Source organism: Streptomyces sp. H39-S7 (assembly GCF_027158205.1).
In the GTDB taxonomy this organism is placed as follows: domain Bacteria; phylum Actinomycetota; class Actinomycetes; order Streptomycetales; family Streptomycetaceae; genus Actinacidiphila.
Genome location: NZ_JAPVLU010000057.1, coordinates 1 through 25,742, shown reverse-complemented (window position 1 = coordinate 25,742; position 25,742 = coordinate 1). Strand labels below are relative to the sequence as shown.

Annotated in this window: 24 protein-coding genes and 1 pseudogene; 11 read left to right on the top strand and 14 right to left on the bottom strand. The window is 70.4% G+C overall.

The genetic code is table 11. From position 1 onward, the window contains the following. The first annotated feature begins 1 nt into the window (after position 1). The 4 genes from O3X23_RS36870 (at position 2) to O3X23_RS36855 (ending at position 3,466) form a co-directional block, all read left to right on the top strand. On the top strand, positions 2 to 928 hold the full coding sequence (locus tag O3X23_RS36870) for a F0F1 ATP synthase subunit gamma (RefSeq protein ID WP_269277289.1): 927 nt from the start codon (positions 2 to 4) through the stop codon (positions 926 to 928). Positions 929 to 933: 5 nt separating this feature from the next. Next, positions 934 to 2,376, top strand: a complete 1,443-nt coding sequence (gene atpD / locus O3X23_RS36865; protein ID WP_269277286.1) for a F0F1 ATP synthase subunit beta — start codon at positions 934 to 936, stop codon at positions 2,374 to 2,376. Positions 2,377 to 2,540: 164 nt separating this feature from the next. Continuing rightward, positions 2,541 to 2,915: a F0F1 ATP synthase subunit epsilon gene (locus O3X23_RS36860; protein ID WP_269277283.1), complete on the top strand. Its 375-nt coding sequence runs from the start codon at positions 2,541 to 2,543 to the stop codon at positions 2,913 to 2,915. A 98-nt stretch (positions 2,916 to 3,013) separates the two neighbouring features. Further along, the gene (locus O3X23_RS36855; RefSeq protein ID WP_269277281.1) at positions 3,014 to 3,466 is read left to right on the top strand and encodes a DUF2550 domain-containing protein; all 453 of its coding nucleotides are present in this window, start codon (positions 3,014 to 3,016) and stop codon (positions 3,464 to 3,466) included. 109 nt (positions 3,467 to 3,575) lie between these two features. Here O3X23_RS36855 and O3X23_RS36850 read toward each other — a convergent pair whose 3' ends face one another. The 3 genes from O3X23_RS36850 to O3X23_RS36840 all read right to left on the bottom strand — a co-directional run bounded on the left by O3X23_RS36850 (position 3,576) and on the right by O3X23_RS36840 (position 7,606). Next, positions 3,576 to 5,597 (bottom strand): glycoside hydrolase family 18 chitinase, encoded by a 2,022-nt coding sequence (locus tag O3X23_RS36850; protein ID WP_269277279.1) that lies wholly within the window; start codon positions 5,595 to 5,597, stop codon positions 3,576 to 3,578. 150 nt (positions 5,598 to 5,747) lie between these two features. Next, complete coding sequence (locus tag O3X23_RS36845) at positions 5,748 to 6,398, bottom strand: response regulator (RefSeq protein ID WP_269277276.1); 651 nt, start codon at positions 6,396 to 6,398, stop codon at positions 5,748 to 5,750. Continuing rightward, entirely contained in the window at positions 6,395 to 7,606 is a 1,212-nt protein-coding gene (locus tag O3X23_RS36840; RefSeq protein WP_269277273.1) for a sensor histidine kinase, read from the bottom strand. The genes O3X23_RS36845 and O3X23_RS36840 overlap by 4 nt, the downstream gene beginning before the upstream one ends. Positions 7,607 to 7,771: 165 nt before the next feature. On the opposite strand from O3X23_RS36840, the gene O3X23_RS36835 reads away from it, so the two are divergent. After that, a complete protein-coding gene (locus tag O3X23_RS36835) occupies positions 7,772 to 8,317 on the top strand; it encodes a hypothetical protein (protein WP_269277270.1) in 546 nt (181 codons plus the stop codon). 22 nt (positions 8,318 to 8,339) lie between these two features. On the opposite strand, the gene O3X23_RS36830 is transcribed toward O3X23_RS36835, so the two are convergent. The 3 genes from O3X23_RS36830 to O3X23_RS36820 are packed head-to-tail and all read right to left on the bottom strand — an operon-like array spanning position 8,340 to position 10,517. Then, complete coding sequence (locus O3X23_RS36830) at positions 8,340 to 8,912, bottom strand: cob(I)yrinic acid a,c-diamide adenosyltransferase (protein WP_269277267.1); 573 nt, start codon at positions 8,910 to 8,912, stop codon at positions 8,340 to 8,342. 14 nt (positions 8,913 to 8,926) lie between these two features. Continuing rightward, positions 8,927 to 9,718, bottom strand: coding sequence for an ABC transporter permease (locus O3X23_RS36825; protein ID WP_269277264.1), 792 nt, complete (start codon positions 9,716 to 9,718; stop codon positions 8,927 to 8,929). 13 nt (positions 9,719 to 9,731) lie between these two features. Next, positions 9,732 to 10,517, bottom strand: a complete 786-nt coding sequence (locus O3X23_RS36820; RefSeq protein ID WP_269277261.1) for an ABC transporter ATP-binding protein — start codon at positions 10,515 to 10,517, stop codon at positions 9,732 to 9,734. Positions 10,518 to 10,596: 79 nt separating this feature from the next. On the opposite strand from O3X23_RS36820, the gene O3X23_RS36815 reads away from it, so the two are divergent. The 4 genes from O3X23_RS36815 to O3X23_RS36800 all read left to right on the top strand — a co-directional run bounded on the left by O3X23_RS36815 (position 10,597) and on the right by O3X23_RS36800 (position 15,246). Next, complete coding sequence (locus tag O3X23_RS36815) at positions 10,597 to 11,298, top strand: TetR/AcrR family transcriptional regulator (RefSeq protein WP_269277258.1); 702 nt, start codon at positions 10,597 to 10,599, stop codon at positions 11,296 to 11,298. 80 nt (positions 11,299 to 11,378) lie between these two features. Next, positions 11,379 to 12,227 (top strand): 3-hydroxyacyl-CoA dehydrogenase family protein, encoded by an 849-nt coding sequence (locus O3X23_RS36810; protein WP_269277254.1) that lies wholly within the window; start codon positions 11,379 to 11,381, stop codon positions 12,225 to 12,227. A 130-nt stretch (positions 12,228 to 12,357) separates the two neighbouring features. Next, on the top strand, positions 12,358 to 12,657 hold the full coding sequence (locus tag O3X23_RS36805) for an STAS domain-containing protein (RefSeq protein WP_138355950.1): 300 nt from the start codon (positions 12,358 to 12,360) through the stop codon (positions 12,655 to 12,657). A gap of 213 nt (positions 12,658 to 12,870) precedes the next feature. Beyond that, the gene (locus O3X23_RS36800) at positions 12,871 to 15,246 is read left to right on the top strand and encodes an ATP-binding protein (protein WP_269277251.1); all 2,376 of its coding nucleotides are present in this window, start codon (positions 12,871 to 12,873) and stop codon (positions 15,244 to 15,246) included. Between the two features lie 94 nt (positions 15,247 to 15,340). Here O3X23_RS36800 and nucS read toward each other — a convergent pair whose 3' ends face one another. Beyond that, complete coding sequence (gene nucS / locus O3X23_RS36795) at positions 15,341 to 16,003, bottom strand: endonuclease NucS (RefSeq protein ID WP_269277248.1); 663 nt, start codon at positions 16,001 to 16,003, stop codon at positions 15,341 to 15,343. Positions 16,004 to 16,227: 224 nt separating this feature from the next. Here nucS and O3X23_RS36790 point away from each other — a divergent pair, with 224 nt between their 5' ends. After that, positions 16,228 to 16,620 carry an SCO5389 family protein gene (locus tag O3X23_RS36790; RefSeq protein WP_138357354.1) on the top strand — a complete coding sequence of 131 codons (393 nt, stop codon included), beginning with the start codon at positions 16,228 to 16,230 and terminating at the stop codon, positions 16,618 to 16,620. A 40-nt stretch (positions 16,621 to 16,660) separates the two neighbouring features. Here the strand turns inward: O3X23_RS36790 and O3X23_RS36785 are convergent, their stop codons facing one another. Further along, positions 16,661 to 17,689 (bottom strand): LLM class flavin-dependent oxidoreductase, encoded by a 1,029-nt coding sequence (locus O3X23_RS36785; protein ID WP_269277243.1) that lies wholly within the window; start codon positions 17,687 to 17,689, stop codon positions 16,661 to 16,663. Positions 17,690 to 17,874: 185 nt separating this feature from the next. Here O3X23_RS36785 and O3X23_RS36780 point away from each other — a divergent pair, with 185 nt between their 5' ends. Continuing rightward, on the top strand, positions 17,875 to 18,201 hold the full coding sequence (locus tag O3X23_RS36780; protein ID WP_269277240.1) for an ATP/GTP-binding protein: 327 nt from the start codon (positions 17,875 to 17,877) through the stop codon (positions 18,199 to 18,201). Between the two features lie 12 nt (positions 18,202 to 18,213). Here the strand turns inward: O3X23_RS36780 and O3X23_RS36775 are convergent, their stop codons facing one another. The 6 genes and pseudogenes from O3X23_RS36775 to O3X23_RS36750 form a co-directional block, all read right to left on the bottom strand. Further along, entirely contained in the window at positions 18,214 to 19,107 is an 894-nt protein-coding gene (locus tag O3X23_RS36775) for an ABC transporter permease subunit (protein WP_269277237.1), read from the bottom strand. Further along, positions 19,104 to 20,390: an ABC transporter ATP-binding protein gene (locus O3X23_RS36770; RefSeq protein WP_269277233.1), complete on the bottom strand. Its 1,287-nt coding sequence runs from the start codon at positions 20,388 to 20,390 to the stop codon at positions 19,104 to 19,106. Before O3X23_RS36770 ends, O3X23_RS36775 begins: the two co-directional genes overlap by 4 nt. 120 nt (positions 20,391 to 20,510) lie before the next feature. Then, positions 20,511 to 21,284 (bottom strand): ABC transporter permease, encoded by a 774-nt coding sequence (locus O3X23_RS36765; RefSeq protein ID WP_269277230.1) that lies wholly within the window; start codon positions 21,282 to 21,284, stop codon positions 20,511 to 20,513. Between the two features lie 2 nt (positions 21,285 to 21,286). Beyond that, positions 21,287 to 22,303, bottom strand: coding sequence for an ABC transporter ATP-binding protein (locus O3X23_RS36760; RefSeq protein WP_269277227.1), 1,017 nt, complete (start codon positions 22,301 to 22,303; stop codon positions 21,287 to 21,289). A gap of 113 nt (positions 22,304 to 22,416) precedes the next feature. After that, the gene (locus O3X23_RS36755; RefSeq protein ID WP_138357149.1) at positions 22,417 to 23,355 is read right to left on the bottom strand and encodes a cellulose-binding protein; all 939 of its coding nucleotides are present in this window, start codon (positions 23,353 to 23,355) and stop codon (positions 22,417 to 22,419) included. Between the two features lie 103 nt (positions 23,356 to 23,458). Beyond that, positions 23,459 to 25,742 (bottom strand): annotated as a pseudogene (locus O3X23_RS36750) (hypothetical protein); the annotation flags it as partial.

Sequence of the window (25,742 nt, the reverse complement as noted above, 5' to 3'; positions counted from 1 at the left end):
CATGGGAGCCCAGCTCAGGGTCTACAAGCGTCGCATCAAGTCGGTAACCGCGACGAAGAAGATCACCAAGGCGATGGAGATGATCGCCGCCTCGCGCATCGTCAAGGCGCAGCGTCAGGTGGCGGCATCGGGTCCGTACGCGACCGAGCTCACCCGCGCGGTGACCGCGGTCGCCACGGGCTCCAACACCAAGCACGCCCTGACCACCGAGGTCGAGTCGCCCACCCGGGTCGCGGTCCTGCTCATCACGAGCGACCGCGGCCTGGCCGGCGGGTACTCGTCCAACGCGATCAAGGCTGCGGACCGGCTCATCGAGCGGCTTCGCTCGGAGGGCAAGGAGGTCGACTCGTACCTCGTCGGCCGCAAGGCCGTCGCGTACTACAACTTCCGTGAGCGGAAGGTCGTGGAGTCCTGGACGGGCTTCACCGACCAGCCGTCCTACGGAGACGCCAAGGCGATCGCCGCACCGCTGATCGAATCGGTGCTGCGGGACACGGCCGAGGGCGGTGTGGACGAGCTCCACATCGTGTTCACCGAGTTCGTCTCGATGATGCTGCAGTCGCCGGTGGACAACCGTCTGCTGCCGCTCAGCCTCGACGCGGAGGCGCTGGAGGCGCAGGAGGAGTCGCACGGCAAGGGAGAGATCCTGCCGCTGTACGACTTCGAGCCGTCGGCTGAGGGCGTCCTCGACGCCCTGCTGCCGCGGTACGTCGAGAGCCGTATCTACAACGCGCTGCTGCAGGCCGCCGCTTCCGAGCACGCTGCCCGTCGTCGCGCGATGAAGTCGGCGACCGACAACGCCGGAGACCTCGTCAAGAAGCTCTCCCGGCTTGCCAACGCGGCCCGCCAGGCCGAAATCACCCAGGAAATCAGCGAGATCGTCGGTGGCGCGAGCGCCCTCGCCGACGCTAGCGCGGGGAGTGACTAACCACTATGACCACCACTGCTGAAACGGCCACGGCTACCGGCCGCGTCGCTCGGGTCATCGGCCCGGTCGTCGACGTGGAGTTCCCCGTCGACGCGATGCCGGAGATCTACAACGCTCTGCACGTCACCGTCGCCGACCCGGCGCAGGACGGCGAGCTCAAGACGCTGACCCTGGAAGTCGCCCAGCACCTGGGTGACGGCCTGGTCCGCACCATCTCGATGCAGCCCACCGACGGTCTGGTCCGCCAGTCCCCGGTGACCAACACGGGTTCGGGCATCACCGTCCCCGTGGGCGACGTCACCAAGGGCAAGGTCTTCAACACCCTCGGTGAGATCCTGAACGTGGACCCGTCCACGGTCGAGATCACGGAGCGCTGGCCGATCCACCGCAAGGCGCCGTCCTTCGACCAGCTCGAGTCGAAGACCGAGATGTTCGAGACCGGCGTCAAGGTCATCGACCTGCTGACCCCGTACGTCAAGGGCGGCAAGATCGGTCTGTTCGGTGGTGCCGGTGTCGGCAAGACCGTGCTGATCCAGGAAATGATCTACCGCGTCGCCAACAACCACGACGGTGTGTCGGTGTTCGCGGGCGTCGGTGAGCGTACCCGTGAGGGCAACGACCTCATCGAGGAGATGACCGAGTCCGGCGTCATCGACAAGACCGCGCTGGTCTTCGGCCAGATGGACGAGCCCCCGGGCACCCGTCTCCGCGTGGCGCTTGCCGGTCTGACCATGGCGGAGTACTTCCGCGATGTTCAGGGCCAGGACGTGCTCTTCTTCATCGACAACATCTTCCGGTACACCCAGGCGGGTTCGGAGGTGTCCACCCTGCTCGGCCGTATGCCGTCCGCGGTGGGTTACCAGCCGAACCTGGCCGACGAGATGGGCATCCTCCAGGAGCGCATCACGTCGACCCGCGGTCACTCGATCACCTCGATGCAGGCGATCTACGTCCCCGCGGACGACCTGACCGACCCGGCCCCGGCGACGACCTTCGCCCACCTGGACGCGACGACCGTTCTGTCGCGTCCGATCTCGGAGAAGGGCATCTACCCGGCGGTCGACCCGCTGGACTCGACGTCCCGGATCCTGGACCCGCGCTACATCGCGCAGGACCACTACGACTGCGCCATGCGCGTCAAGGGCATCCTGCAGAAGTACAAGGACCTCCAGGACATCATCGCGATCCTCGGCATCGACGAGCTGGGTGAGGAAGACAAGCTCACCGTCTTCCGCGCCCGTCGCATCGAGCGCTTCCTGTCGCAGAACACCCACGTGGCGAAGCAGTTCACCGGTGTGGATGGCTCCGACGTGTCGCTCGAAGAGTCGATCACGGCGTTCAACGCCATCGCCGATGGTGATTACGACCACTTCCCCGAGCAGGCGTTCTTCATGTGCGGCGGTATCGAGGACCTGGTGCGCAACGCCAAGGAGCTCGGCGTCAGCTGAGTCCGGCGGCACGACGCGCGGGGGGTGGACGGTGCGTAGGACAGCGCCTTTCACCCTCCGCGCACCCGCGGGAGCGGGTCCTTGGCGGCAACGCCGGGGAAACCTCCACTATTCTTTGACCCAACACCCGCCGGAAGCGGTGGGTGCCGAACCGAGGAGCCGTCTTGGCTGAGCTGCACGTCGAGCTGGTCGCAGCGGACCGCAGTGTCTGGTCCGGCGAAGCCACCATGGTCATCGCGCGCACGCCGTCCGGTGACATCGGCGTCATGCCGGGCCACCAGCCGCTGCTTGGTGTGCTGCTGTCCGGTCCCGTGACGATCCGTACGAACGACGGTGGCACCGTGGTCGCCGCCGTACACGGTGGATTCCTCTCCTTCGCCGACAACAAGCTCTCGGTGCTCGCCGAGATCGCGGAGCTCGCCGACGAGATCGACGTCGCGCGTGCCGAGCGGGCTCTGGAGCGTTCCAAGGCCGACACCGACGCAGCCGCTGAAAGGCGCGCCGAGGTCCGGCTGGCCGCCGTTTCGAGCGGTCACTGAGCGGATATACCTGGATGCCGCGGACAGCCCATGGGGCGGTCCGCGGCTCCGGCACAGTAGGGGCGAGTAGGCATTTCTAGGCGAGGAGGTCGGTGGGCGTGATCCTCGCTTTTCAGGTGTGCGGCGGGATTGTGGCGGCGCTGCTGCTGGGACTGTTCGTCTTCGGGCTGCGCCGGCGGCTGCTCCAGCGCCCCGGCGGCACCTTCGACTGCAGTCTGCGACCCGCCCCTGCCGACGGGGAAGAGGCCGAGTCCACCGGCAAGGGCTGGGTCTACGGTGTGGCCCGCTACAGCGGTGACCGGATCGAGTGGTTCCGGGTCTTCTCGTACTCGCCCCGGCCGCGACGCGTGCTGGACCGGCCCGCCATCGAGGTGGTCAGCCGCCGGCCCCCGCAGGGCCAGGAGGAACTGGCACTGCTCTCCGACGCCACCGTGCTGCTGTGCGCGCACCGCGGCACCCGGCTGGAGCTCGCGATGAGCGAGGACGCCCTGACGGGCTTCCTGGCCTGGCTGGAAGCAGCGCCGCCGGGCCAGCGGGTGAATGTGGCCTGAGATGTTCACGTAAGAAGCCCTCGACTGCCGTGCACGGCAGTCGAGGGCTTCTTCGTGTCCCCGGCCGGAGGCCGACGGGCGGCTTGTCGGGGCCCCGGCCGGGGGGCTTCTACTTGAGCCCGCTGTCCACGGACGACATCAGGGTGCCGGTGTCGCCGGACATCTCCCAGATCATCGCCCCGAGCAGGTTCTTGGACTTGATCCAGGTGCTCTTCTTGCCGATCGACCAGGTGTCGTCGAAGGACCACCACTGGCCGTTGGCGCCGGTGTAGCCGTACGTCGCCACGGACTGTTCGTCGTGGTAGACGGTGAGGCCGCCGACCGACGCGATCAGGTTGCTGTACCCGCGGGTGCCGGACTCCTCGGGGAACTGTCCTGGCGCGGCCCCGTTGGCCGCCTGCCACTCACCGTGCGCGCCACCGTCGGCGACCTGCTGCCAGCCGCGCCCGTAGAAGGCGAGGCCGACGGTGAGCTGACGCGGGTTGACCCCGGCGTTGAGGTACTTGTTGACGGCGACCTCGACGCTGAAGTGGGTGCTGTAGGGGTCCTGGGTGTCGGTGTAGAGGTTGGCCTGGTGGCCGGTGCGGTTGGGTTCCCAGCTGTTGTCGCTGCCGGAGCCGTGGAAGTCGTACCCCTGGACGTTGGCGAAGTCCATCGACTTGAAGATGCCGTTGGCGCTGATGTCCCAGCCGAGGTCGACCTTGTTCGGGTCGGCCGGCGTGAACGCGGTCAGCAGGTACTTCTTGCCGGTGGTCGCCGTCAGGGCCGTCATCTGGGTGCGGAACTCGGCGAGCAGCGCGGTCAGGTTGGCCTTGTCGGCGGCGGCGTAGTGGTTGCCGGGGTGTCCGTCGGGCGACCCGGGCCACTCCCAGTCGACGTCGATGCCGTCGAAGACGCCGGCCGCGGCGCCGGGGCCGCCGCGTCCGTTGGTCACCGGCAGGTTGCCCTTGAGGTACATGTCGAGGCAGGACTGCACGAACTTCTGCCGGGAGGCCGCGGTCTTCGCGGCGTCCGAGAAGTACTTGCTGTAGGTCCAGCCGCCGATCGAGATGTTGACCTTGAGGTTGGGGTACTTCGCCTTGAGCTGCTTGATCTGGTTGAAGTTGCCGGCCAGCGGCTGGTCCCAGGTGTCGGTGCTGCCGTTGACGGACTCGCCGCCGCTGAAGCCCTTCTCGTAGTCCGCCCAGGAGTCGCCGGCGCCGTCACCCTGGTTGGGGTCCTGCGGGTTGGGGGTGGTGGCCTTGGTGACACCGTTCATGCAGGTCAGGTTGGTCGGGTCGATGTTGGAGAAGGCGTAGTTGATGTGCGTGAGCTTCGCTGCCGCGCCCGTGGTCACCAGGGACTTCACGGTGTAGCCGCGGCCGTAGATGCCCCACTGCACGAAGTAGCCGACCTTGGCGTACGTGCCTCCGGGGTCGCCGCCGCCTCCGCCCGTGGTGTGGACGATGGTCGCGCTACTGGCGGGGCCGGTCTGGTCGATGGTGTCGCGGGCCTTGACGGTGTAGACGTAGTCGGTGCCCGCGGTCAGTCCGGTGTTGGTGTACGTGAGGCCGGTGACGGTCGCGACGGTGGTGCCGTCGCGGATGACGTGGTAGTTCTTGACGCCCTTGTCGTCGGTGGCCGCCGTCCAGGTGAGGGTGGCGGAGGTGTTGGTGATGCCGCTGGCCGTGGGGGCGCCAGGGGCCGAGGGCGGGTTGTCGCCCGGGACGGTACCGCCGTCGCAGGAACCGCCGTTGACCTTGCAGCCGCTCGGGCTGCCGGAGCCCGCGCCGTTGAAGCCGAAACTGGCGCTGGCGCCGGGGGCGAGAGTGCCGTTCCAGCCCACGTTCTTGGCGGTCCAGTGGTTGGCGGTGTGCGTGACGGTCGCGTCCCAGAAGGAGGTGACCGAGGTGCCGGCCGGGTAGTCCCATTCGACGGTCCACGAGGTGATCGTCGTCGTCCCGGTGTTCTTGACGGTCCAGCCGGCGCCGAACCCGGTGCCCCAGTCGGACGATTTGACGTAGGTCGCGGTGGCGGACGCGGCCGCGCTCGCCTGGGTGGCCAGTCCCACGATCGCGGCCAGAGGGAGCAGTAGCGCGGTGGCGACCGCCGCCAGTCTGCGCCGGAAGAGCTGTGCGGTTCCTGTTCTCAAGGGTGCTCCTCGAGGTTGGGGGGAAAGGGGGAACCTGCGCCGCCCGGAGAGCACGCCCGACAGTCATTCCGACGGTTGTTCATCGCGTGATTGTCATGGTCCGCTCACCATCAGTTATGAAGGTGAGAGTAGAAAGGTCTGGACCATAGGTCAAGAGGTCTGGACCAGACCCAACTCCTGGGCCAGGACGGCCGCTTGCACCCTGCTGCGCATCTCCAGCTTCGCCAGGATCCGGCTGACGTGCGTCTTCGTCGTCGCCTCGGCCATTTCCAGCCGCACCGCGATCTCGGCGTTCGACTCACCGCTGCCGAGACACGCCAGTACCTCGCGTTCGCGCGGGGTCAGAACGTCCAGGAGGGCGGGGTCGGCGGACCGTTTCGCCGGCTGTCCCGCGAACGCCCCGATGAGCCGGCGGGTGACCGCCGGGGCGATCATCCCGTCGCCGCGCGCGACCAGCCGCACCCCCTCCAGCAGCCGCTCCGCGTCGGTGTCCTTGAGGAGGAAGCCGGCGGCGCCCGCGCGCAGCGCCCCGAAGACGTACTCGTCCAGGTCGAAGGTGGTCAGCACCAGGACGTCCGCGAGCTGCTCGGCGACCACCCGCCGGGTCGCCTCGACGCCGTCGAGCCGGGGCATCTGGATGTCCATCAGCACCACGTCCGGGCGCAGTTCGCGGGCGAGCAGCACCGCTTCCTCACCGTCGCCCGCCTCGCCGACGACCTCGATGTCGGGGGCGGAGCGCAGGATCATCACCAGCCCGGCACGGACGGCACTCTGGTCCTCGGCGACCACCACACGGATCATCTGTCGTTCCCCCCACCGTCGACGGGCAGTACCGCCCGCACCCGCCACACCTTGCCGTCGCCGTCCGCCGCCTGCTCCAGCCCCGCCTCGAAGGCGCCGCCGAGCAGCTCCGCCCGCTCCCGCATCCCGATCAGCCCGGAACCGGAACCGGGCGCCCGCGGTCCGTCCCGGTCGCCGAACGGACTGCCGACCGTGACGACCAGGGCCCGCTCGGCCAGCTCCAGCAGGACCAGGACCTCGCCGGGCGCCGCGTGCTTGAGGGCGTTGGTCAGCGACTCCTGCACGATCCGGTACGCCGCCAGCTCGACGGGGGTGGACAGCGGGGGAGCGCCGTGCGGGCGGTCGTCCCGCAGGGCGAACGTCAGCCCGCTCTCGGCGCCGCCGGCGCGGGCGTGCTCCAGCAGCGCGTCCAGCGCCCCCAGCGTGGGCGCGGTGGCCGGCGCCGCGTTCCCCTCGGTGTCCCGGAGCAGCCCGATCAGCCGGCGCATCTCGGACAGCCCCTGGACGCTGTTCTCCCGGATCACCCCCAGCGCGTCGCGGGCCGGGCCCTCGCGCTTGTCGATCGACAGCGCGGCGGTGGAGTGGATGGCGATCGCGGAGAGGTGGTTGGCGACCATGTCGTGCAACTCCCGCGCCATCCGGGCGCGCTCGGCCGTCACCGCCTGCCGCCGGTCCAGTTCGGCCAGCAGCGTCGTCTGCTCGGCCCGCAGTGTCGCCGCGTCCGCGCTGTCCCGGTGCTGGCGGACGATGATCCCGCTCCAGGCCGGGGCCACCGAGATCAGCGCGCAGATCAGACCGCCCGACAGTGCCTGCGCGTTGCGCTGGGTCAGCGCGAGGGTGATGGTGATCGCCGACGTCATGACGATGCTCACCGCCGGCACCGACCGCGTCATGCGCTTCGGCCCGTACAGCACGGCCGCGTAGACGATGTCGGTGAACATCAGGACCGTGACCAGCAGGGATCCGAGGATCATGTCGGCGCTCAGGGCGACGACACCGGTGAGGATCGCCACGGGCGGCGCGACCCGGCGCAGCAGTTCGCAGCCGGCCATGACGGTCAGCGGCACCAGCGTCGCCCAGGCCGGGACGTCCGGCCCCCGCCCCGAGTACGTGTAGAGGCCGAACGACCACATCACCAGGCCGCCGAGCAGCCCGGCGGCGGCGATGCGCACGTCGACCGGGTGCGGGCGGGGGAGGGTCAGCGGCATGGCTCCATCAGAGCATGCCGCGGGGGCGGGAACGTCGTCTGCCGGTCGTAGGGCGGTACGCCGGGCGGTACATCGAAGGATGCAGACGGGGATCGTCACGGGCGACGACGCGGCCGGGCCGGCCGCCCGCGAGGCTGGAGGCAGTCGAGGGAGAGGTGCCGGGAAATGATCATCACGGTGATCGCCGCGTGCGAGATCGGCTTCTGGCTGGTGCTGGCGGCCGGGCTCGTCCTGAGCTACCCGCTGCGGCGGCCCAAGGCCGGTGCGGTGGTGCTGCTCTGCGTGCCGGTGGTGGACGTGGTGCTGCTCGCCGCCACCGTCCTGGACCTGCGCGGCGGCGCCACCGCCGACTGGAAGCACGGGCTGGCCGCCGCCTACATCGGATTCTCCGTCGCCTACGGCCACTCCATGGTGACGTGGGCCGACGGCCACTTCGCCCACCGCTTCGCCGGCGGACCGAAGCCGGCCGGGGCGCCGAAGTACGGCAGGGCGCGCGCCGCGCACGAGTGGCGGATCCTCGCCAGGACCGCGCTCGCGGCGCTCATCGCCGTCGCACTGCTGCAGGCGGCCGTCTGGGCGGTCGGCCACGCGGACCGGACGGACGCGCTGCGGCAGTGGCAGCTGCGGATGGCGATGGTGACCGGCATCAACCTGATCATCGCCGCCAGCTACACGATCTGGCCCAAGCGCGAGCCGGCCGGGGTCCGCTGACCCACGCCCGGCTCTGCTCCGGTCAGCGCTCGCCGCCCGGCACCCACAGGACGTCGCCGCGTTCCTTGTTGGCCGTCCGCGCCAGGATGAACAGCAGGTCCGAGAGCCGGTTGAGATATGTCGCGGTGAGCGCGTTCATGGTCTCGCCGTGCTCCTCCAGCGCCGCCCACGTCGAGCGCTCCGCCCGCCGGACCACCGTGCAGGCGGCGTGCAGCAGGGCCGCCCCGGGCGTGCCGCCGGGCAGGATGAAGCTGCGCAGCTTCTCCAACTCCTCCAGGAAGTGGTCGCAGTCGGCCTCCAGCTTGTCGACGTACGACTGCTCGACGCGCAGCGGCGGGTACTTCGGGTCCTCGACCACCGGCGTGGCGAGGTCCGCGCCGACGTCGAAGAGATCGTTCTGCACTCGGGTGAGGACCGCGGAGACGTCCGCGGGCAGCGACCCCAGCGCGATGGCCACGCCGATGGCGGCGTTCGCCTCGTTGGTGTCCGCGTAGGCCGAGATCCGGACGTCGGTCTTGGCCGTGCGGCTCATGTCGCCGAGGGCGGTCGTGCCGGTGTCCCCGGTGCGGGTGTAGATGCGCGTCAGATTGACCATGCGTCCGAGCGTAGTCACGCACCGGCCCTGGTGAAGACCCGTGTGCCCACCGTCACGGAGACGGCCGCGAACCCGACGGCGACCAGCGCGCCCACCCCGACCGTGCCCGACCAGTAGTCGCCGACGAAGGCGGCCCTGACGGCGTCCACGAGATAGCGGAACGGAACGAAGTGCGAGACGGCGTCCAGCCACCCGGGGGCCAGGGACATGGGGAGCAGCAGGCCGGAGAGCAGCATCGCGGGCATGTTGACGGCGTTGATGACGGGGGCGAACTCCTGCGGGCTGTTGACCCGCATCGCCAGCGCGTAGGACAGCGAGGCCAGCGAGATCGTCAGCAGCCCGGTGAACAGGAAGCCGATGACGGCGCCGGGGACCGACGTGCGCAGGCCCATCGCCACCGCGGCCAGCACCAGGACGAGCGATTGCAGGACCAGCTGGAGCACGTCCTTCAGGGTGCGCCCCAGCAGCAGGGCGAGCCGGCTGACCGGGGTGACCCGCATCCGCTCGACGATCCCGTGCTGCTTCTCGACCAGGACGCTGAACCCGCAGAACGCGGCGCTGAACAGGCCGAGTTGAATCATCAGACCCGGTACGAGCGTCTGCCAGGCGTCCCCCTTCCCACCGAGTGGCAGATCCCGGAGCAGGGGCCCGAAGAAGACCAGGTAGAGCAGTGGCATGAGCAGGCCGAAGACCAGCCCGAGGCGGGAGCGCACGGTCTGCCGGAGGTACCGGTTGAAGATCAGCGCGGTGTCGGACAGGAGGTGGGAGAGACGGGCGGCGGGTGCGGTGGCGGTGGGGGAGGACATGGCGGGCTCCGGATCAGACGGCGACGGGTGTGGTGTCCTGCGGCGCGCTGCGCCCGGTGATGGCGAGGAACGCGTCCTGGAGCGTGGCGGCCGGCGAGCCCGCGTGCTCGGCCTTGAGGGCCTGTGGCGTTCCCTCGGCGACGACCCGCCCGTGGTCGACGACCACCAACCGGTCGGCGAGGGCGTCCGCCTCGTCGAGGTAGTGGGTGGTGAGGAAGACGGTCGTGCCCTGCTCGGCGCGCAGTGCGCGCACCAGGTCCCACAGGTCGGCGCGGCTGCCCGGGTCGAGTCCGGTGGTCGGTTCGTCGAGGAAGAGGATCTCGGGCCGGTGGGTGAGGCCCATGGCGAGGTCCAGCCGGCGGCGCTGGCCGCCGGACAGGGCGGCGCACTTGCGGTCGAGCAGCCCGTCGAGGCCGAGTCGGCCGGCGAGCTCGATGGCGCGGGTGGCGGCCTCGTCCTTGGCCAGCCGGTACATCCGGCCCTGGGTGACGAGCTCCTCGCGGACCGAGACCGCCGGGTCGACGCCGCCGGACTGGGCGACGTAGCCGATCCGCGCCCGCACTCCGCGGGGGTCGGCCACGAGGTCGCGTCCGGCGACCGTGGCGCTGCCGCCGGTGGGTGCCAGCAGCGTGGTCAGCATCCGCAGGGTGGTGGTCTTGCCCGCGCCGTTGGGCCCGAGGAAGCCGATGATCTCGCCGCGTTCGACGGTGAGATCGATGCCGCGGACGGCCTCGACGGGTCCGCGCTTGGTCTGGAAGGTCCGGGCGAGCCCGGCGGTCCTGATGATCGGGGTCGGCATGCGGCCAGAAAACCAGAGTGATGGAAAAATTGCAATGACACCAAAATTGATGAGTCACCATCGAAGCTAGAATGCGGTTATGGACGACGGGACAGCGCGGGCCGGGGAGCGGCGGGCCGAGGGGCAGCGGGTCGACGAGCGTGCCGAGGGGCTGCGGGAGCGCAAGAAGCGGCAGACCCGGCAGTACATCTCCGACGTGGCCACCGGGCTCTTCCTCGAGCGCGGCTTCGACGAGGTGACGATCGCCGAGATCGCCGACGCGGCCGACGTGTCGGTCAACACCGTCTACAACTACTTCCCGGACAAGGCCGACCTCTTCTTCGACCGGCACGACGAGGTCGTCCAACGGCTCTCCGGCATCGTGCGCGGCCGGCGGCCCGGCGAGTCCGCGGTGGGAGCCGTGGTCCGCACCCTGCGCGACGAACTCGTCATGGTCTCGCCGTCGCTGGGCCTGATCCCCGGTTACGCCGGCTTCATGCGGATCTGTCACTCCTCGCCCGCGCTGATGGCCAAGATCTGGCGGATGCAGAACCTGGCGCAGGACGACCTGGCGCGCACCCTGGAGCGGGAAACCGGTGCGGACCAGGACGATCTGATGCCCGAACTGGTCGCCGGTCAGATCGCCTGGCTGCAGAACACGGTGATGCGCTCCATCGGCCGCGCGATGGCCGGCGACGGCGAACCCAACGAGGTCTCGCGGGTGGTCCTGGTCAAACTGGACGTCATGGAAGCCCTGCTGAGCGACGAGATCCTCAACTATGCGACGAAAGACACAGAGTGACCCGCCTCTCTTCCTACTGCGCCGGGGTGTGAGCGGGCGTTAAGGTCCGGCCAGAATCCCCGAACGTAAAGGTGTGTGTCGTGGCGAAGAAGCTCGCCGTCATCGGAGCCGGTCTCATGGGCTCCGGCATCGCCCAGGTATCGGCGGCAGCCGGTTACGACGTGGTGCTGCGTGACGTCACGGACGAGGCGCTCGCCCGCGGTCTCGGCGGCATCCAGGCCTCGTACGGAAAGTTCGTCGCCAAGGGCAGGATGACCGCGGAGGACGCCGAGGCGGCGCTCGCCCGGATCACCGCCACCACCGAGCTGGAAGCCGTCGCCGACGCCGACATCGTCGTCGAGGCGGTGTTCGAGAGGATCGAGGTCAAGCAGGAGATCTTCCGGGCGCTCGACAAGATCGCCCGCCAGGACGCCATCCTCGCCTCCAACACCTCCGCCATCCCGATCACCAAGATCGCGGCGGTCACGGAGCGTCCGGAGCGCGTCGTCGGCACCCACTTCTTCTCGCCGGTCCCGATGATGCAGCTGTGCGAACTCGTGCGCGGCTACAAGACCAGTGACGAGACGCTGGCCGCGGCCAAGGCCTTCGCCGAGGAGATCGGCAAGACCTGTATCGTCGTCAACCGCGACGTGGCCGGCTTCGTCACCACCCGGCTGATCTCGGCGCTCGTCGTCGAGGCGGCCAAGCTCTACGAGTCCGGGGTCGCATCGGCCGAGGACATCGACATCGCCTGCAAGCTCGGCTTCGGCCACGCGATGGGCCCGCTGACCACCGCGGACCTGACCGGGGTCGACATCCTGCTGCACGCCACCGGCAACATCTACGCCGAGTCGCAGGACGAGAAGTTCGCCGCCCCCGAGATCATGCGCCGCATGGTCGACGCCGGCGACCTGGGCCGGAAGAGCGGACAGGGCTTCTACACGTACTAACCCGATTCACTCCCAGGAGTGAATTCGGTAGCGGTTCCCTCACGGACGGCAACGTTTGTATGCGACGAACCGTCAGTTGTGGTGAGCCATCGCGGAATCCATCACGCCATCACTCCACCGGGAGCGATATATGCATATCCAGGGCGACCATGCCGAGCTGGTCGTCGGAGGCCGTCTCGACGTCCGCAGTGCGGCGGACGCCCGTACCGTCCTGCACACCGCCGTGGACTCCGGTTGCGGCGATCTTGTGCTGGACCTGACAGCATTGGATTCGTGGGACGCCGCGGGACTGGGCGTGATCATGGGAGCGCACCGAAGAGCGGGCCGGGTCAACCGTCGGCTCGTGCTGCGGGGCGTCCCGCCACAGATGCAGCGGCTGCTCGTAGCCACACGACTGCATCGAATCCTGGCGATCGAGGCTGAAAGGTGATGTAAGGGCGGCACAGCGCCCCTGCCCTTCGGCAATACTGTCCGGGGCTTTAGAGTTCGGTTTCCGGCCCGCTACACGGTGGGTCGAGGAGGGGAACCGGGCCGGTCCGACGAGCGGACGTACGGTGGTCCGACACGACCCCGTACGCGACGCATATGGGGGGCGGAAACGATGGACCCACACTCCGGTCGACCAGACGATCTCGCGGCACCGGTGCCCGAGCCGGTTGCCGCCGACGACACCATGGCGCTGGCGCGGATACCGCGCCCGCCGCGCGAGCCTGCCCCCGTCTTCGGCGGGGAGACCCTGTGGCCCGAAGGGGACACGGGACGCCCGGGCCCCGCCCGGGTCGTCCAAGTGGTCGCGGGCGACTTCCTGCTCACCGTCAACCCGGTGGACGGCAGCGAAGTCGCACAGTGCCCGCCGGAGGAGCGGCGCTCACCCGTACTCCGCAGCGCGCAGGACCGGCAGCGGCAGACCGAGGCCCGCCGCCCGCCCCTGCCCCCGGGCCCGCATGCGCCCGAGCTGCCCCTGCTGGAGCGCGACGAGGAGCGGGAGCGACTCATCCGGCTGCTCGCCCGCGGCCGCTCGGTGCGCGTCACCGGCCCGTCCGGCGCCGGCCGCAGCTCGCTGCTCGACGTCGTCGCCGAAGCCTGCGCCGACCTCGCGCCCGACGGGATACTGCGGCTGTCCGGCTACCGCCGCACCTCCGCCGACCTGCTGCAGGACCTCTTCTCCCTCGTCTACGAAGCCGACGGGTACCGCCCCGACCGCCCGCGCCTCCTGGAGCTGCTGAGCGACGTCGGCGCGATCGTCGTCCTGGACGACCTGGAATTCGGCGGCGCCGCGCTCGAAGAGCTGCTGAACGCCGTGCCGGAGTGCGCCTTCCTGATCACCGCGACGCCCGACGTCGCGGCCCCGGCCTCCGACTCGCAGATCGAGGAGGTCTTCCTGCCCGGCCTCACCCGCGTCGCGTGCCTGGCCCTGCTGGAGCACGTAGTGAAGCGCCCGCTCGACGAGGAGGAAGCCGCCTGGGCAGCTGACCTGTGGTTCGAATCCGAGGGCCTGCCGCTGCGCTTCTTCCAGGCCGGTGCGCTGCTGCGGCAGCGCGATGTCCTGCGCAACCCGATCGAGGCCGGTAAGGAGTGGGACGACTCCGTCTGGACGTCGGACCCCGAGACCGGCGGACCGTTCGACGCCGAGCCCGCCAACCGCGTACCGCTGCCGTCGCTCGCCGAGAGCGCCGCGCCCGCCGAACTGCTCGCGTCCCGGCTCAGCGAGGCGGCCCAGCAGGCGCTGGACTTCGCCGTCGCGCTCGACGGCGAATGCCCGCACCCCTCGCACCTTCCCGCGCTCGTCGGCGACACCCACGGTGACGCCGCACTCGGCGAGATAGCCGCCTGCGGCCTCGCCGTCCCCGTCGCCTCGCACTACCGGCTCGCCGCCGGGGTGCGTCAGCAACTGTCCGCAGGACTCGCCACCGAGACCGAGGACACCGCCCGCGCACTCGCCGCGGCACAGCACTACACCTGGTGGGCGGGCCATGCCTCGGTCGCCCCCGAGCGGGCCGCCTCCGAGGCCGAAGCGATCCTGGCCGCCATGGCCGCGTGCCGCGACGCCGGGCACCCCAGCAACGCCGTCCTGCTCGCCCGCACGGCAGCCCCCGCGTTCGCCGGCGCGCTGCACTGGAGCGCCTGGGAGCGGGCGCTGCGGATCGGGCAGGAATCGGCCCGGCTGGCCGGCGAAGTGGCCGAAGAGGCGTACTTCCATCACGAGCTGGGCGTCCTCGCGCTCTGCACCGGCGGCCTCGACCGGGCGCGGGCCGAACTGGAAGCGTCCATAGCCCTGCGCGGGGCGCTCGCCGACCGCCAGGGCACCCTGGTGGGCCGACGGACCCTCGCGCTCGTCAACGATCGCTCCAGCGGCTCCGCGGCGCTGGTACCGGCCGTCGCCGGCCTGGAGATACCCGGCGCGGGCCCGGATTCGCACCTCGCGGCTTCCGCCGCTCCCCGCGACACCTACGACCCGCCCGTCACCGTCATCAGCAAGCGACTCGCCGCGGGCGGCGCACCGGCGGCCCGCCGCACCGTACGGGCGGCCCTCGCCAATCCCCGCCGCAACATCCTCGCCGCGGGCGCGGCCGCCGCGCTGGCGGCGGTCATCGGCACGGTCGTCACGCTCGGCTCGGGTGGTGGCGGCAGCGAGAACCGCAACGTGCCGAACAACGTGAAGCCGGTCGAGTCCGCCCAGCCGGACGACCAGAACGCGGGCCTCCCCGCCGACCAGCAGACGACGGACGGCACCACGTCCACGAAGCCGGGCACCCCGACGTCGGGCGCGGCGACGACCCCGGGCGGGGTACCCGCGAAGTCCGGCAAGCCGGGCGGATCCTCGACGGCACCGGGCACGGGCACGCAGACGTCGCCTTCGACGGGGCACACGAAGCCCCCGTCGACGTCGACCGGTGGCCCGACGGGTTCTCCGAGCGCTTCCCCGACAGCGTCCACCTCTCCGTCCGCGTCGACGTCAACTAGTGCGACCCCCACGGAGACCACCACGCCGCCGATCACCCCGCCCGCCGGCGGCTAGCGCCGACCAACGCCAAACCCCGGCCCGCTGGTAATCCGCGGGCCGGGGCGTAACGCGCCTAGCGTGATCCGCTCGGGAGCGGAATGGGCTGCGATCAGAACAGGCGGAGTTTGTCGTCCTCGATGCCGCGCATCGCGTCGTAGTCGAGGACGACGCAGCCGATGCCGCGATCGGTGGCCAGGACGCGGGCCTGGGGCTTGATCTCCTGGGCGGCGAAGACGCCCTTCACCGGGGCGAGGTGCGGGTCGCGGTTCAGGAGTTCGAGGTAGCGGGTGAGCTGCTCGACGCCGTCGATGTCTCCCCGCCGCTTGAGTTCCACCGCGACCGTCCCGCCTTCGGCGTCCCGGCAGAGGATGTCGACCGGGCCGATCGCCGTCATGTACTCGCGCCGGATCAGGGTCCATCCCACGCCCAGTACTTCCATGCGGTCCGCGAGCAGTTCCTGGAGGTGGGCCTCGACGCCGTCCTTGATGAGGCCGGGGTCGATCCCGAGTTCGTGCGAGGAGTCGTGGAGGACCTCCTCGATGGTGATGATCAGCTGCTCACCGGCCTTGTTCACCACGGTCCAGACGCCGTCGTCGCCCACCTTGAGGGTGCACGGCGGGGACATCCAGTTGAGTGGCTTGTAGGCGCGGTCGTCGGCGTGGATGGAGACCGAACCGTCGGCTTTGACAAGGAGCAAACGGGTCGCCGACGGGAGGTGGGCGGAGAGCTTGCCCGCGTAGTCCACGGAGCAGCGGGCAATGACGAGGCGCATGGTGCGCAACGCTACTCGACACCCCACCCCGCGCGCGATTCGCCCTCAACAGACGGGTCAGGGCCACTGTTGAAAATTGGCCGGTTGTGCGCGCTACCTCCTGGTGCCTCAGGACCCCGCCGCCTACCGTTGTATGTGGAAGCCGTCGTGCGGGAGAAGCTCGGACGGTTTCCGGTCCATGTCCGTCTGGCTCCGCACATCGCGGGGTCACGAGAGGAGTACCCATGTCGCTCGACGTCTCACCGGCCCTCCTCGAACAGGCCGAGCGAGGCGAGGTCGACGAGAAGGAATTCGTCGACTGCGTCCGGACCTCCCTGCCGTACGCATGGGAGATGATCAGTTCACTGGTGGCGCAACTCAAGGTTGACGGGGGTTCTTTCGCCGACAACCAGGTGCCGCCGCCGGACGAGCAGGCGCGCGGACAGCTCTTGCGCGCTCTGGCGAGTGACGCGATACGGGGTGCCCTGCAGCGTCATTTCGGGGTCCGACTCGCGTTTCAGAACTGCCACCGGGTAGCGGTATTCCCGCTCGACCCGGCCGTTGACGGGAGTTACGGAAAGTTTACTTCCGTGCGCTCCCAACTGCTCAACCAGTCACCGGAATTCAGGGACTGCTGATCCATTTGTGACAGCGGTCCGCGTGCTCCCGCTCTCAAGTTCAGGCCAATTGCGGGAGCACGTCGCTGCCCAGCCGCACCACGTTCTCCTCGGTGACAGCCAGATCTCCCGAACCTTCCACCAGCAGGGCGAAGCGCGTGATCCCCGTCCGCTCGGAAGTGGCCGCCAGCCGGTCGGCGCAGAGCCGTGCCGTGCCCACCGGGTGGAGATCGCAGAGCAACTCCGTGTAGCTGAGCGGGTTTCGCATAGCGCGTGCACTGCCGTCCACGGTCTGGTGGGCCGCGAGGCCGCGTTGCAGCCAGCCGGGCATCGACTTCACCAGCGCCTCCACGGCGTCCGCACGGCTGTCCGCGATCTGGACGACGCCCGCTGACACGTGCTCGGCGCCGGCCGCCGCGATGACCTCGGGGGAGAGCCCGGCGGCCCGCGCGGTGAGCTGCCAGAGCTCGACCATCCCGGCCTTCTCCTCGTCGCCGCAGTGCATCCCGAGCAGCATCGGCAGACCGCGTTCCGCGGCCAGCCGGACGGAGTTCGGTGAGGTGCAGGCGACGATGACCGGCGGGCCCGGCTCGTCCAGCTCGTCGGGGCGCGGTACGACCGGCACCTCGCGGAACGAGTAGCGGGGCCCGTCCGCCCCGACGCGGGGTTCGCGCAGCCAGCGCGTCAGCAGGTCGAGTGATTCCGGGAAGCCCTGCTCGAAGGCTTCGATGCCGCCGCCGAAGACCTCCAGGTCCACCCACGGGCCTCCTCGCCCGACGCCGAGGGTGAAGCGGCCGCCCGAGGTTATGTGCAGCAGGGCCGCCTGCTCGCCGAGAGCCACTGGATGGGCGGTCGGCAACACGCTGACCGCCGTGCCCACCCCGATGGTGCTGGTACGGCCCAGCAGAAACGCCGCGAGCGTCACCGCGGACGGGCAGACTCCATAGGGAACGAAATGGTGCTCCGCCAGCCACACGGCGTCCAGCCCCGCGGACTCGGCCAGCTCGGCCGACCGCACCGCCCGGTGCAGCACCTCCCCCTGACCCTGACCGGGAAACTGAGCTGCGAGAACAAAAGTCCCAACGCGCATCGGTCACTCCCTCCTCTACAGGCACTAACGCTTGACACGTGCCAAAGGCACGGCCAGCCGCAGCGATTTCATGATTTTCGGCAACAGAGGCCGGGCCGGGGGCGGAATCGGGGGTACGACCCTCCCCTCACCTGCCGCGTACCCTGGGATGAGCTGCCCCGACCGAACGAACCGCGAGGTGTCCCATGTCGCCGCGTCGAAACCACCCGCGCGGTGGTGACAGCTCCGCCGACCGTCCCGGGGAACCGGGTCCGGGCCGGGGTTCCGAGCGTACCGAGACCTGGCAGGGCGAGGAGTGGTCGGTGCGGCCGATCGCGGGGAGCGCCGCGGGCAAGAGCTACCGGTGCCCGGGATGCGACCAGGAGATCCCGCCCGCCGTCGGCCACTTGGTGGCCTGGCCGGAGTACGGCGGTGGCGTGGACGACCGCAGACACTGGCACCGGGCGTGCTGGAACGCGAAGGACCGCCGCACCACGAGGGTGCAGCGGTCCCGTAACGCGCCGCGCTACTGAGCGGAGCGGGTGTCAGACGTCGCGCTTGGCCAGTACGGCGTAGGCGCCGCCCAGAGCGACGGCCGTGATGATCGCGAGCAGCCCCAGCCCCGGCCAGCCGGTGCTGGTGCCGCCGTCCATCGGGATGCGGTACATGGACGCGAGTCCGTTGAGCGCCGAGTACTTGATCAGGAAGTCGCGCAGCGGGTGCATGCTGTCCGCGAACATGAAGAGCGCCAGGATCAGCGGCAGGAGCACCACGCCCATCATGGCCGTGATGGCGCCCGCCGAGTGCCGCAGCAGCGTGCCGATCGCCAGCGAGAGCAGGCCGAGAAGCGCCACGAACAGACCGGCGCCGACGGTGGCTCCCAGCCACTGGCCCGCGTGGGCGACGACCTTGCCGGCCTCGATCGAACCCTGCATCGCCGAGTCGTCGAAGTCGGACTCCGGGACCCGCTGGTCCGACAGGGCCGCGGAGTTGATGAGCGCGGTGATCCCGCAGGCCGCGGTCGTCGTCACGAACGACAGGCCGAAGAAGACGATCGCCTTGGCCGTCAGCACGCGGGAGCGGCTCGGGCAGGCGGTGAACGTCGTACGGATCATGCCGGTGCTGTACTCGGACGTCACCACCAGGACGCCGAGGGTGATCACCGCGAGCTGGCCGAGCATGAGGCCGAACAGGCCACCGCTGAGCAGCGGCGCCCCGACGTAGTCGTCCTGGCTCATCGCCCACGTCACCAGCATGCCGATGCCGATGACGACGACGAGCATCACGCTGATCGTCCACACGGTGGAGCGCACCGTGCGGATCTTCGTCCACTCGGACTTCAGCGCGTGCACCAGCGTGGTGTTCTGCACCGCGATCGGGGACGTGTACTGCTGGGCGTACGTGTAGGGGGCGCCGGGGGCGGGGACGGGGGCGGTCATCGGGCGTCCTCGCTGTCGGACTTGTTGAGGCTGGGAGCGGCGGGGGGAGCCACGGGAGGCGCGGCCGGAGCGGCCGGAGCGGCGGGTGCGGCCGGAGCGGCCGGCGGCTGCGCGGGCAGGGCGTTGGCCGGCGCGTACGGCTGCGGCTGCTGCGGCGGTCCCGCGGGCTGCTGGCCGTACGGCTGGGCGTAGGGCTGCGGCTGCGCGTACTGCTGCTGCGGCGCCTGGTGCACCGGGGGCTGGCCCCAGCCGCCGGGCGCCTGCTGCGGGTAGCCGGTCTGCTGGTAACCCTGCGGCGGGTACGGGCCTTGCGGCGGGTAGCCCTGCTGCGGGTGCGGGCCGGGCTGCTGCAGTCCCTGGCGCGGGTCCTGCGTGGAGCGGTAGTCCACCGCGCCGCTCGTCATCCGCATGTACGCCTCTTCCAGAGAGGCCTGGTGCGGCGAGAGCTCCCACAGGCGTACGTCGATCTCGTGCGCCAGGTCGCTGATCCGCGGCAGCTCCAGGCCGGTGACGCGCAACGTGCCGTCCTGCTCGGGCTGCACGTGGCCGCCGGCCTCGCTGAGCGCCTTCGACAGCTTGTCGCGCATCCCGGCGTCATCGGGGGTGCGGACCGTGGCGTGCGCGGTCGAGTTGCGGTCGATGAAGTCCTTGACGCTCATGTCGGCGAGCAGTTGGCCGCGGCCGATCACGATCAAGTGGTCGGCGGTCAGCGCCATCTCGCTCATGAGGTGGCTCGACACGAAGACCGTGCGGCCCTCCGAGGCGAGCTTCCGCATGAGGTTGCGGACCCAGAGGATGCCCTCCGGGTCCAGGCCGTTCACCGGTTCGTCGAAGAGCAGCACCTCGGGGTCGCCGAGCAGGGCGCCGGCTATGCCGAGCCGCTGGCCCATGCCGAGGGAGAAGCCCTTGGAACGGCGCGACGCGACGTCCTGGAGCCCGACGACGCCCAGCACCTCGTCCACCCGGCGGGCCGGGATGCCGGACAACTGCGCCAGGCACAGCAGGTGCTGGCGCGCGCTGCGGCCGCCGTGCACGGCCTTGGCGTCGAGGAGGGCGCCGACCCTGCGGGGGGCGTTCGTCAGCTGCCGGTACGGCTGGCCGCCGATGGTGACGTGCCCCGCCGACGGATCGTCCAGGCCCAGGATCATCCGCATGGTGGTGGACTTGCCCGAGCCGTTCGGTCCGAGGAAGCCGGTCACGGCACCCGATCGGACCTGGAACGACAGGTTGTACACAGCCGTCTTCGCGCCGTAGCGCTTGGTGAGGCCCGTTGCCTCGATCATGCTTGCCCCTCGCATTCAACCGGGGCACGTGCCCCCGTGAGGTTTAGGAGGCTACAGGGGCGTGAACGGTTCCAGCAGGGGTGTCCTTCCGGTACCCCTGCCGGTACGCTCGCAGGTCGCTCACGCGTCGCGGTTCTTGAGCACCAGGTAGCCGCCGAGCAGCGCGGCGATCACCCAGACGGCCATGATGGCCATCCCGCCCCAGGGGCCGTAAGGGACGTCGCTGTCGGTAGGCTGCACCACCTGCATGATCTTCTGACCCGCCTGGTCCGGAAGGTACTTGCCCACCTTCTTCACGACCGGCGCGTTGCCGAGAATGATGGAGATGAGGAAGAAGAACGGCATCAGGATGCCGAGCGACAGCATCGGGCTGCGGAACATCATGGACACGCCCGCAGAAAACAGGACCATCATCGTCATGTAGAGGCCTGCGCCGAACACCGCGCGCAGCACGCCCGGTGCGCCGATCGTGGTGCCGTGGTCGCCCAGCAGCGCCTGTCCCACGAAGAAGCAGATGAAGCTGGTGGCCATGCCGACGACGAACGCGAGACCCGTCGTGATCACCATCTTCGCGAAGAAGAAGAGGCCGCGCTGGGGGACCGCGGCGAGCGAGGCCCGGATCATTCCGGTGCTGTACTCGCTGGTCACGACGAGGACCCCGAAGACGATCAGCGCGAGCTGGCCCAGCCACAGGCCGGAGAAGCTCAGGTTGGTCGCGTCGAACGTGGCCCGGTCCTGGGCGCTGAGGGTGTGCCACTGATTGTTCGTGATCAGGGCGAAGAGCCCGCTGATGACCAGCGTGACGAGCAGGGCGGCGATGAGGGTCCACACCGTCGAGCGGACCGTCTTGACCTTGGTCCACTCCGACAGCAGGACAGCGCTGGGTGACGCCATGGTCAGGAGTCCTTTCCGGTACGGGGGGCCTTGCCTGAGCCGTCGGTCCAGCCGGCGCCCCACTGCGGTGCGCCGGCCTCGGGGCCGGGAACCGCGGCGTCGGGGCTTCCCGCGCTCCCGCCCGCGTGGTACTCCACCGAATCGGCGGTGAGCTGCATGAACGCTTCTTCCAGGGAGGCCAGCTGCGGGCTCAGCTCGTGCAGGACCAGTTGATGGCGGGCCGCCAGCTCGCCGATCTGCGCCGCGTCACCGTCCTGGATCTCGAAGGCGCCGTCCTGCGTCACCACCGGGGTGAGGTTCGCGGCCGCCAGCGCGTCGCGCATCTTCTCCTGGTCGGGGGTCCGGAGCCGGACGAACGAGCGGGAGTTCTTGTCGATGAAGTCGGCCATCGAGGTGTCGGCCATCAACCGGCCGCGGCCGATGACGATGAGGTGCTCGGCGGTCAGCGCCATCTCGCTCATCAGGTGGCTGGAGACGAAGACCGTACGTCCCCTGGCGGCCAGATCCTTCATGAGGTTGCGGATCCAGTGGATGCCCTCGGGGTCGAGCCCGTTGACCGGCTCGTCGAACATCAGGATCTCGGGGTCGCCGAGCAGCGCGGCCGCGATGCCGAGCCGCTGCCCCATCCCGAGTGAGAAGCCCTTCGAGCGCTTGTGGGCGACCGACGTCAGCCCGACCGTATCCAGCACCTCGTCGACCCGGCTGACCGGGATCCTGTTGGACTGCGCCAGGCACAGCAGGTGGTTGTAGGCGGTGCGGCCGCCGTGCACGGCCTTGGCCTCCAACAGCGCGCCGATGTACTTCAGCGGCTCGCTGAGCTCGCGGTAGTGCTGACCGTCGATGAGGACGCTGCCGCCCGTCGGCGCATCCAGGTCCAGCATCATCCGCATCGTCGTGGACTTGCCCGCGCCGTTCGGCCCGAGGAAGCCGGTCACCACGCCGGGGCGCACGGTGAACGTGAGGTTGTCGACAGCGGTCTTGTCCCCGTACCGCTTCGTGAGCCCCTGCAGTTCAATCATGGTCCCAACCTAATGTTCACCAGGACCCCCGTCACGCCCAAACCCCCATCCGAGGAGGACGGGGGTTTGGTGTGACGGGGAATCAGCGGGGTGGGTATGCCCGCTTCGTGGTGTTACCTGCTCTGCTGCGCCGGGACGCCGCGGGAGATCGGCTCCTCGTCGGCCGGGCCGGTGGCCGCGGCCACCGCCGCACCGGTGAGGGTGGCCAGCATCTCGCGGACGTTGGTCAGCTGGGCGTTGATGCTGTCGCGGCGGTTGGTGAGCGCCGCCAGCTCGCGCTCGGACTCGCTGCGGATCCGGTCGGCCTTCGCGTTCGCGTCCGCGACGATGTCCTCGGACTGGCGCTGAGCCGTCTCCACCGTCTGGCGGGCGCGGCGCTCGGCGTCGGTACGGAGCTTCTCGGCCTCCAGGCGGAGCTGCTCGGCGCGGTGCTCGATCTCCGCCAGGCGCTTCTCGGCCTTGGCCTGACGCGACGCCAGGTCACGCTCGGACTGCTCGCGGCGCTTGGCCAGGTTCGTCTCGAAGTCGGCCGCGGCCTGGGCGGCCTTGGCACGGGTCTCCTCGAAGAGGGCGTCGGCCTCCTCACGCTTGGCCTGCGCGTCCTTCTGGGCCTCGCCACGCAGCTGCGTGGAGTCGGACTTCGCCTTGTCGACGATCCGGGCGCCCTCGTCCTCGGCCTTGGACTTGCGGTCCGCGGCGAAGGTCTCGGCGTCGTTGCGCACCTGGTTGGCGGCGGACTCCGCCAGCTCACGGTGCTGCTCGGCCGCGCGGCGGGCCTCCTCACGAAGGTCCTTCGCCTCCTCCTCGGCGAGGCGGAGGATCTTCTCGACGCGGGCGCCGAGGCCGGCGTACGACGGCTCGGCGTCGTTGACCTGCGCCTGCGCGTTCTGGGTCTCGAGGTGTAGCTCCTCGATCCGCTTCTCGAGGGCGGTGATCCTGGTCAGTGCGCTATCACGGTCGGCGACGAGCTTGGTGATGCGGTCGTCCACCTGACCGCGGTCATATCCGCGCCGAACGAGTTCGAAGCCGAAGGGGGAGGAGGTGTCACTCATGGGGTTCCTGTCAATTCAGACCGGGTGAGGTGATAGAGGGAATCCTAGGGGCCCGGACGGCGTGTCACCGAGCCATTGCCTATTAGGTATGCAGAATGTCCGCTCAATCGAGTGGAGCATCGTCGTTGCGCTTGCCCCCCGAACGAGTGGTTCCGGCCCCCGCGCCGGCGGTCACCGCGTTCTTCCCGGCACCAGGGGTCTCGAATGACTCCAACGCCTCCAGGACGTCCTGGACACGGGAGATCTCGGCATTGATGTCCTGTCGGCGGCGCACCAGAAGCTCCAACTCGCGCTTCCCCTCGTTGACCGTACGCTCCGCCTCGGCCCGGGCCTCCCCCTTGACCCGCTCCGCTTCCCGCTCCGCGTCGGCCTTCTTCTGCTCGGCTTCTTTGAGCAGCCCCTCGGCCTTCTTCACGGCGGCGATCCGTACCTTGCTCGCCTCGGACGAGGCCGTGGACTTGAGCTCCTCGGCCTTCGCCTCGGCCTCGGTGAGCTGCTCGGTGGCGGCCGCGACCAGCTTGTCGACCCGCTCGCCGGCCGTCCGCATCTGCTCGGAGGACTCCTTGCGGGCCCGCTCGTGCAGCTCCTCGACCTCGGACTCGACGCGCGTGCGCAGGTCCTCGGTGCGTTCCCTTATGGACGTGGCGTCCCGGCGCGCCTCGGCGAGCAGGGTGTCCGCGTCCGTACGGGCCCGCTCGACCAGGCCGTTGCACTCCAGCGTCGCCTCGGCGAAGATCCGTTCGGCCTCGGCGCGGGCGGCGCCGACCATCGTGTCGGACTGCTCCTCGGCGGCCGCCCCGATCCGTACCGCCTCGGCCTGCGCCTTGGCGATCAGCTCGTCCGCCTGCTCGGCGGCCTCGCTGCGGCGGCGGTTGGAATCCTCGCGGGCCTCGTCGCGGATCCGGTCGGACTCCGTGCGGGTCGCCTCCGACTCGCGTTCGGCGTTCTCCAGGGCGTCCTTGGCGAGTATGCCGAGGCGCTCGGCCTCCTCGCGGGCCTTGGTGATCAGCTGGTCGGCCTGGCCGGCGGCCTCGGTGCGGCGGCGGTTGGCGTCGTCACGGGACTCCGTGCGCAGCTGCTCGGACTCCTCGATCGCCTCGGAAACGGTGCGCTCCGCCAGCGACTTGGCGGCGTCCGTCTCCTCCTTGGCGTCCCGGCGGATCCGTGCGGCGTCCTCGGCGGCGCGCTCCCGCTCGGAGTTGGCGTCGGCGTGCAGCCGGTCGGCCTCGCCCTGGGCCTCGGTGCGCAGCCGGTTGGCGGCGTGCTCGGCGGCGGAGCGCAGCCCGGCGATCTCCTCGTCGGCCTGCTCGTGGAGATGCGCGACGGCGTCGCGAACCTGCTGGGCGGTCTGTTCCGCCGCGGTGACCAGTTCGGTGGCGCGCGACGCGGCCTCGGCGACCAGCCGGTCGGCCTCGACCCCGGCCTCCTGGACCCGGGTGCGGGCCGACGCGAGCAGTTCCTCGCTCTCGCGGCGGGCCTGGGCTCGCTCCTGGTCGGCTTCGCCGCGCGCTGCCGCGAGCAGTTCCTCGGCCTCGCGGCGGCGGCGGGCCGCCTCCTCCTGGGCGGCGGCCAGCGCTTCGGCGGCCTCGGTGGCGGTCCGCTCGGCCGCCGCGGCGGCCTCCGCGCGCAGCCGGTCCGCGGTCTCCTGCGCCTCGGTGCGCAGTTGCTCGGCCTCGGTCGCGGCGTCGGTACGCAGCCGCACCGCGATGGTTTCGGCCTCGGCGCGGGTCTGCGACGCGTCGGACGCGGCCTCGTCCCGCAGCCGTACCGTTTCGGCCTCGGCCTGCTCCTGCAGGACGCGGACCCGCTCCGCGGTCTCGTTCCGCAGCCGCTCCGCCTCGTCGGCAGCCTCGCGGCGCAGCCGTTCCGCCTCGCCGCGGGCGTCGCGCAGCGCCTGCTCGGCGGTGGTGACGCGCTGCTCGGCCTCCTCGCGCAGCCGCACGAGGTCCGCCTCGGCGTCGGCGCGCAGCCGCAGCACGGTCTGCTCGGCCTCGCCGCGCTGTCGCTGCGCCTCGGCCTCCGCGTCGTCCTTGACCTGGCCGGCCTGCTGCTCGGCCTCGCCGCGCAGCACCTCGGCCTCGGCGCGGGCCCGCTCCAGGGCCTCCTCGGCCTTCTTGTTCAGCGCGGAGGCACGCTCGGTGGACTCGGCCCGCATCCGGTCGGACTCGGTGGACGCGCCCTGGCGCATCTCGTCGCCGTCGGCCTTCGCCTTGGCCAGCAGGCCCTCGGCGGTCCTGGCGGCCTCCTCGATCTGCTGGACGGCCTCTCGGCGCGCCTCGCCGCGGATCCGCTCGCCCTCGGCGACCGCGTCGGCCCGCAGCTGCTCGGCCTCGCCGCGCAGCCTGCGCGCCGCCGCCTGGAGGTCGACGGTCTTGGCCCGGTACTCC

What these genes read in the sequence shown, in the direction of transcription:
- O3X23_RS36870 (WP_269277289.1), top strand. Translation starts at nt 2, where the DNA reads ATGGGAGCCCAGCTCAGGGTCTACAAGCGTCGCATCAAGTCGGTAACC.
- atpD (WP_269277286.1), top strand. Translation starts at nt 934, where the DNA reads ATGACCACCACTGCTGAAACGGCCACGGCTACCGGCCGCGTCGCTCGG.
- O3X23_RS36845 (WP_269277276.1), bottom strand. Translation starts at nt 6,398, where the DNA reads ATGATCCGTGTGGTGGTCGCCGAGGACCAGAGTGCCGTCCGTGCCGGG.
- O3X23_RS36840 (WP_269277273.1), bottom strand. Translation starts at nt 7,606, where the DNA reads ATGCCGCTGACCCTCCCCCGCCCGCACCCGGTCGACGTGCGCATCGCC.
- O3X23_RS36835 (WP_269277270.1), top strand. Translation starts at nt 7,772, where the DNA reads ATGATCATCACGGTGATCGCCGCGTGCGAGATCGGCTTCTGGCTGGTG.
- O3X23_RS36830 (WP_269277267.1), bottom strand. Translation starts at nt 8,912, where the DNA reads ATGGTCAATCTGACGCGCATCTACACCCGCACCGGGGACACCGGCACG.
- O3X23_RS36825 (WP_269277264.1), bottom strand. Translation starts at nt 9,718, where the DNA reads ATGTCCTCCCCCACCGCCACCGCACCCGCCGCCCGTCTCTCCCACCTC.
- O3X23_RS36820 (WP_269277261.1), bottom strand. Translation starts at nt 10,517, where the DNA reads ATGCCGACCCCGATCATCAGGACCGCCGGGCTCGCCCGGACCTTCCAG.
- O3X23_RS36815 (WP_269277258.1), top strand. Translation starts at nt 10,597, where the DNA reads ATGGACGACGGGACAGCGCGGGCCGGGGAGCGGCGGGCCGAGGGGCAG.
- O3X23_RS36805 (WP_138355950.1), top strand. Translation starts at nt 12,358, where the DNA reads ATGCATATCCAGGGCGACCATGCCGAGCTGGTCGTCGGAGGCCGTCTC.
- nucS (WP_269277248.1), bottom strand. Translation starts at nt 16,003, where the DNA reads ATGCGCCTCGTCATTGCCCGCTGCTCCGTGGACTACGCGGGCAAGCTC.
- O3X23_RS36790 (WP_138357354.1), top strand. Translation starts at nt 16,228, where the DNA reads ATGTCGCTCGACGTCTCACCGGCCCTCCTCGAACAGGCCGAGCGAGGC.
- O3X23_RS36785 (WP_269277243.1), bottom strand. Translation starts at nt 17,689, where the DNA reads ATGCGCGTTGGGACTTTTGTTCTCGCAGCTCAGTTTCCCGGTCAGGGT.
- O3X23_RS36780 (WP_269277240.1), top strand. Translation starts at nt 17,875, where the DNA reads ATGTCGCCGCGTCGAAACCACCCGCGCGGTGGTGACAGCTCCGCCGAC.
- O3X23_RS36775 (WP_269277237.1), bottom strand. Translation starts at nt 19,107, where the DNA reads ATGACCGCCCCCGTCCCCGCCCCCGGCGCCCCCTACACGTACGCCCAG.
- O3X23_RS36770 (WP_269277233.1), bottom strand. Translation starts at nt 20,390, where the DNA reads ATGATCGAGGCAACGGGCCTCACCAAGCGCTACGGCGCGAAGACGGCT.
- O3X23_RS36765 (WP_269277230.1), bottom strand. Translation starts at nt 21,284, where the DNA reads ATGGCGTCACCCAGCGCTGTCCTGCTGTCGGAGTGGACCAAGGTCAAG.
- O3X23_RS36760 (WP_269277227.1), bottom strand. Translation starts at nt 22,303, where the DNA reads ATGATTGAACTGCAGGGGCTCACGAAGCGGTACGGGGACAAGACCGCT.
- O3X23_RS36755 (WP_138357149.1), bottom strand. Translation starts at nt 23,355, where the DNA reads ATGAGTGACACCTCCTCCCCCTTCGGCTTCGAACTCGTTCGGCGCGGA.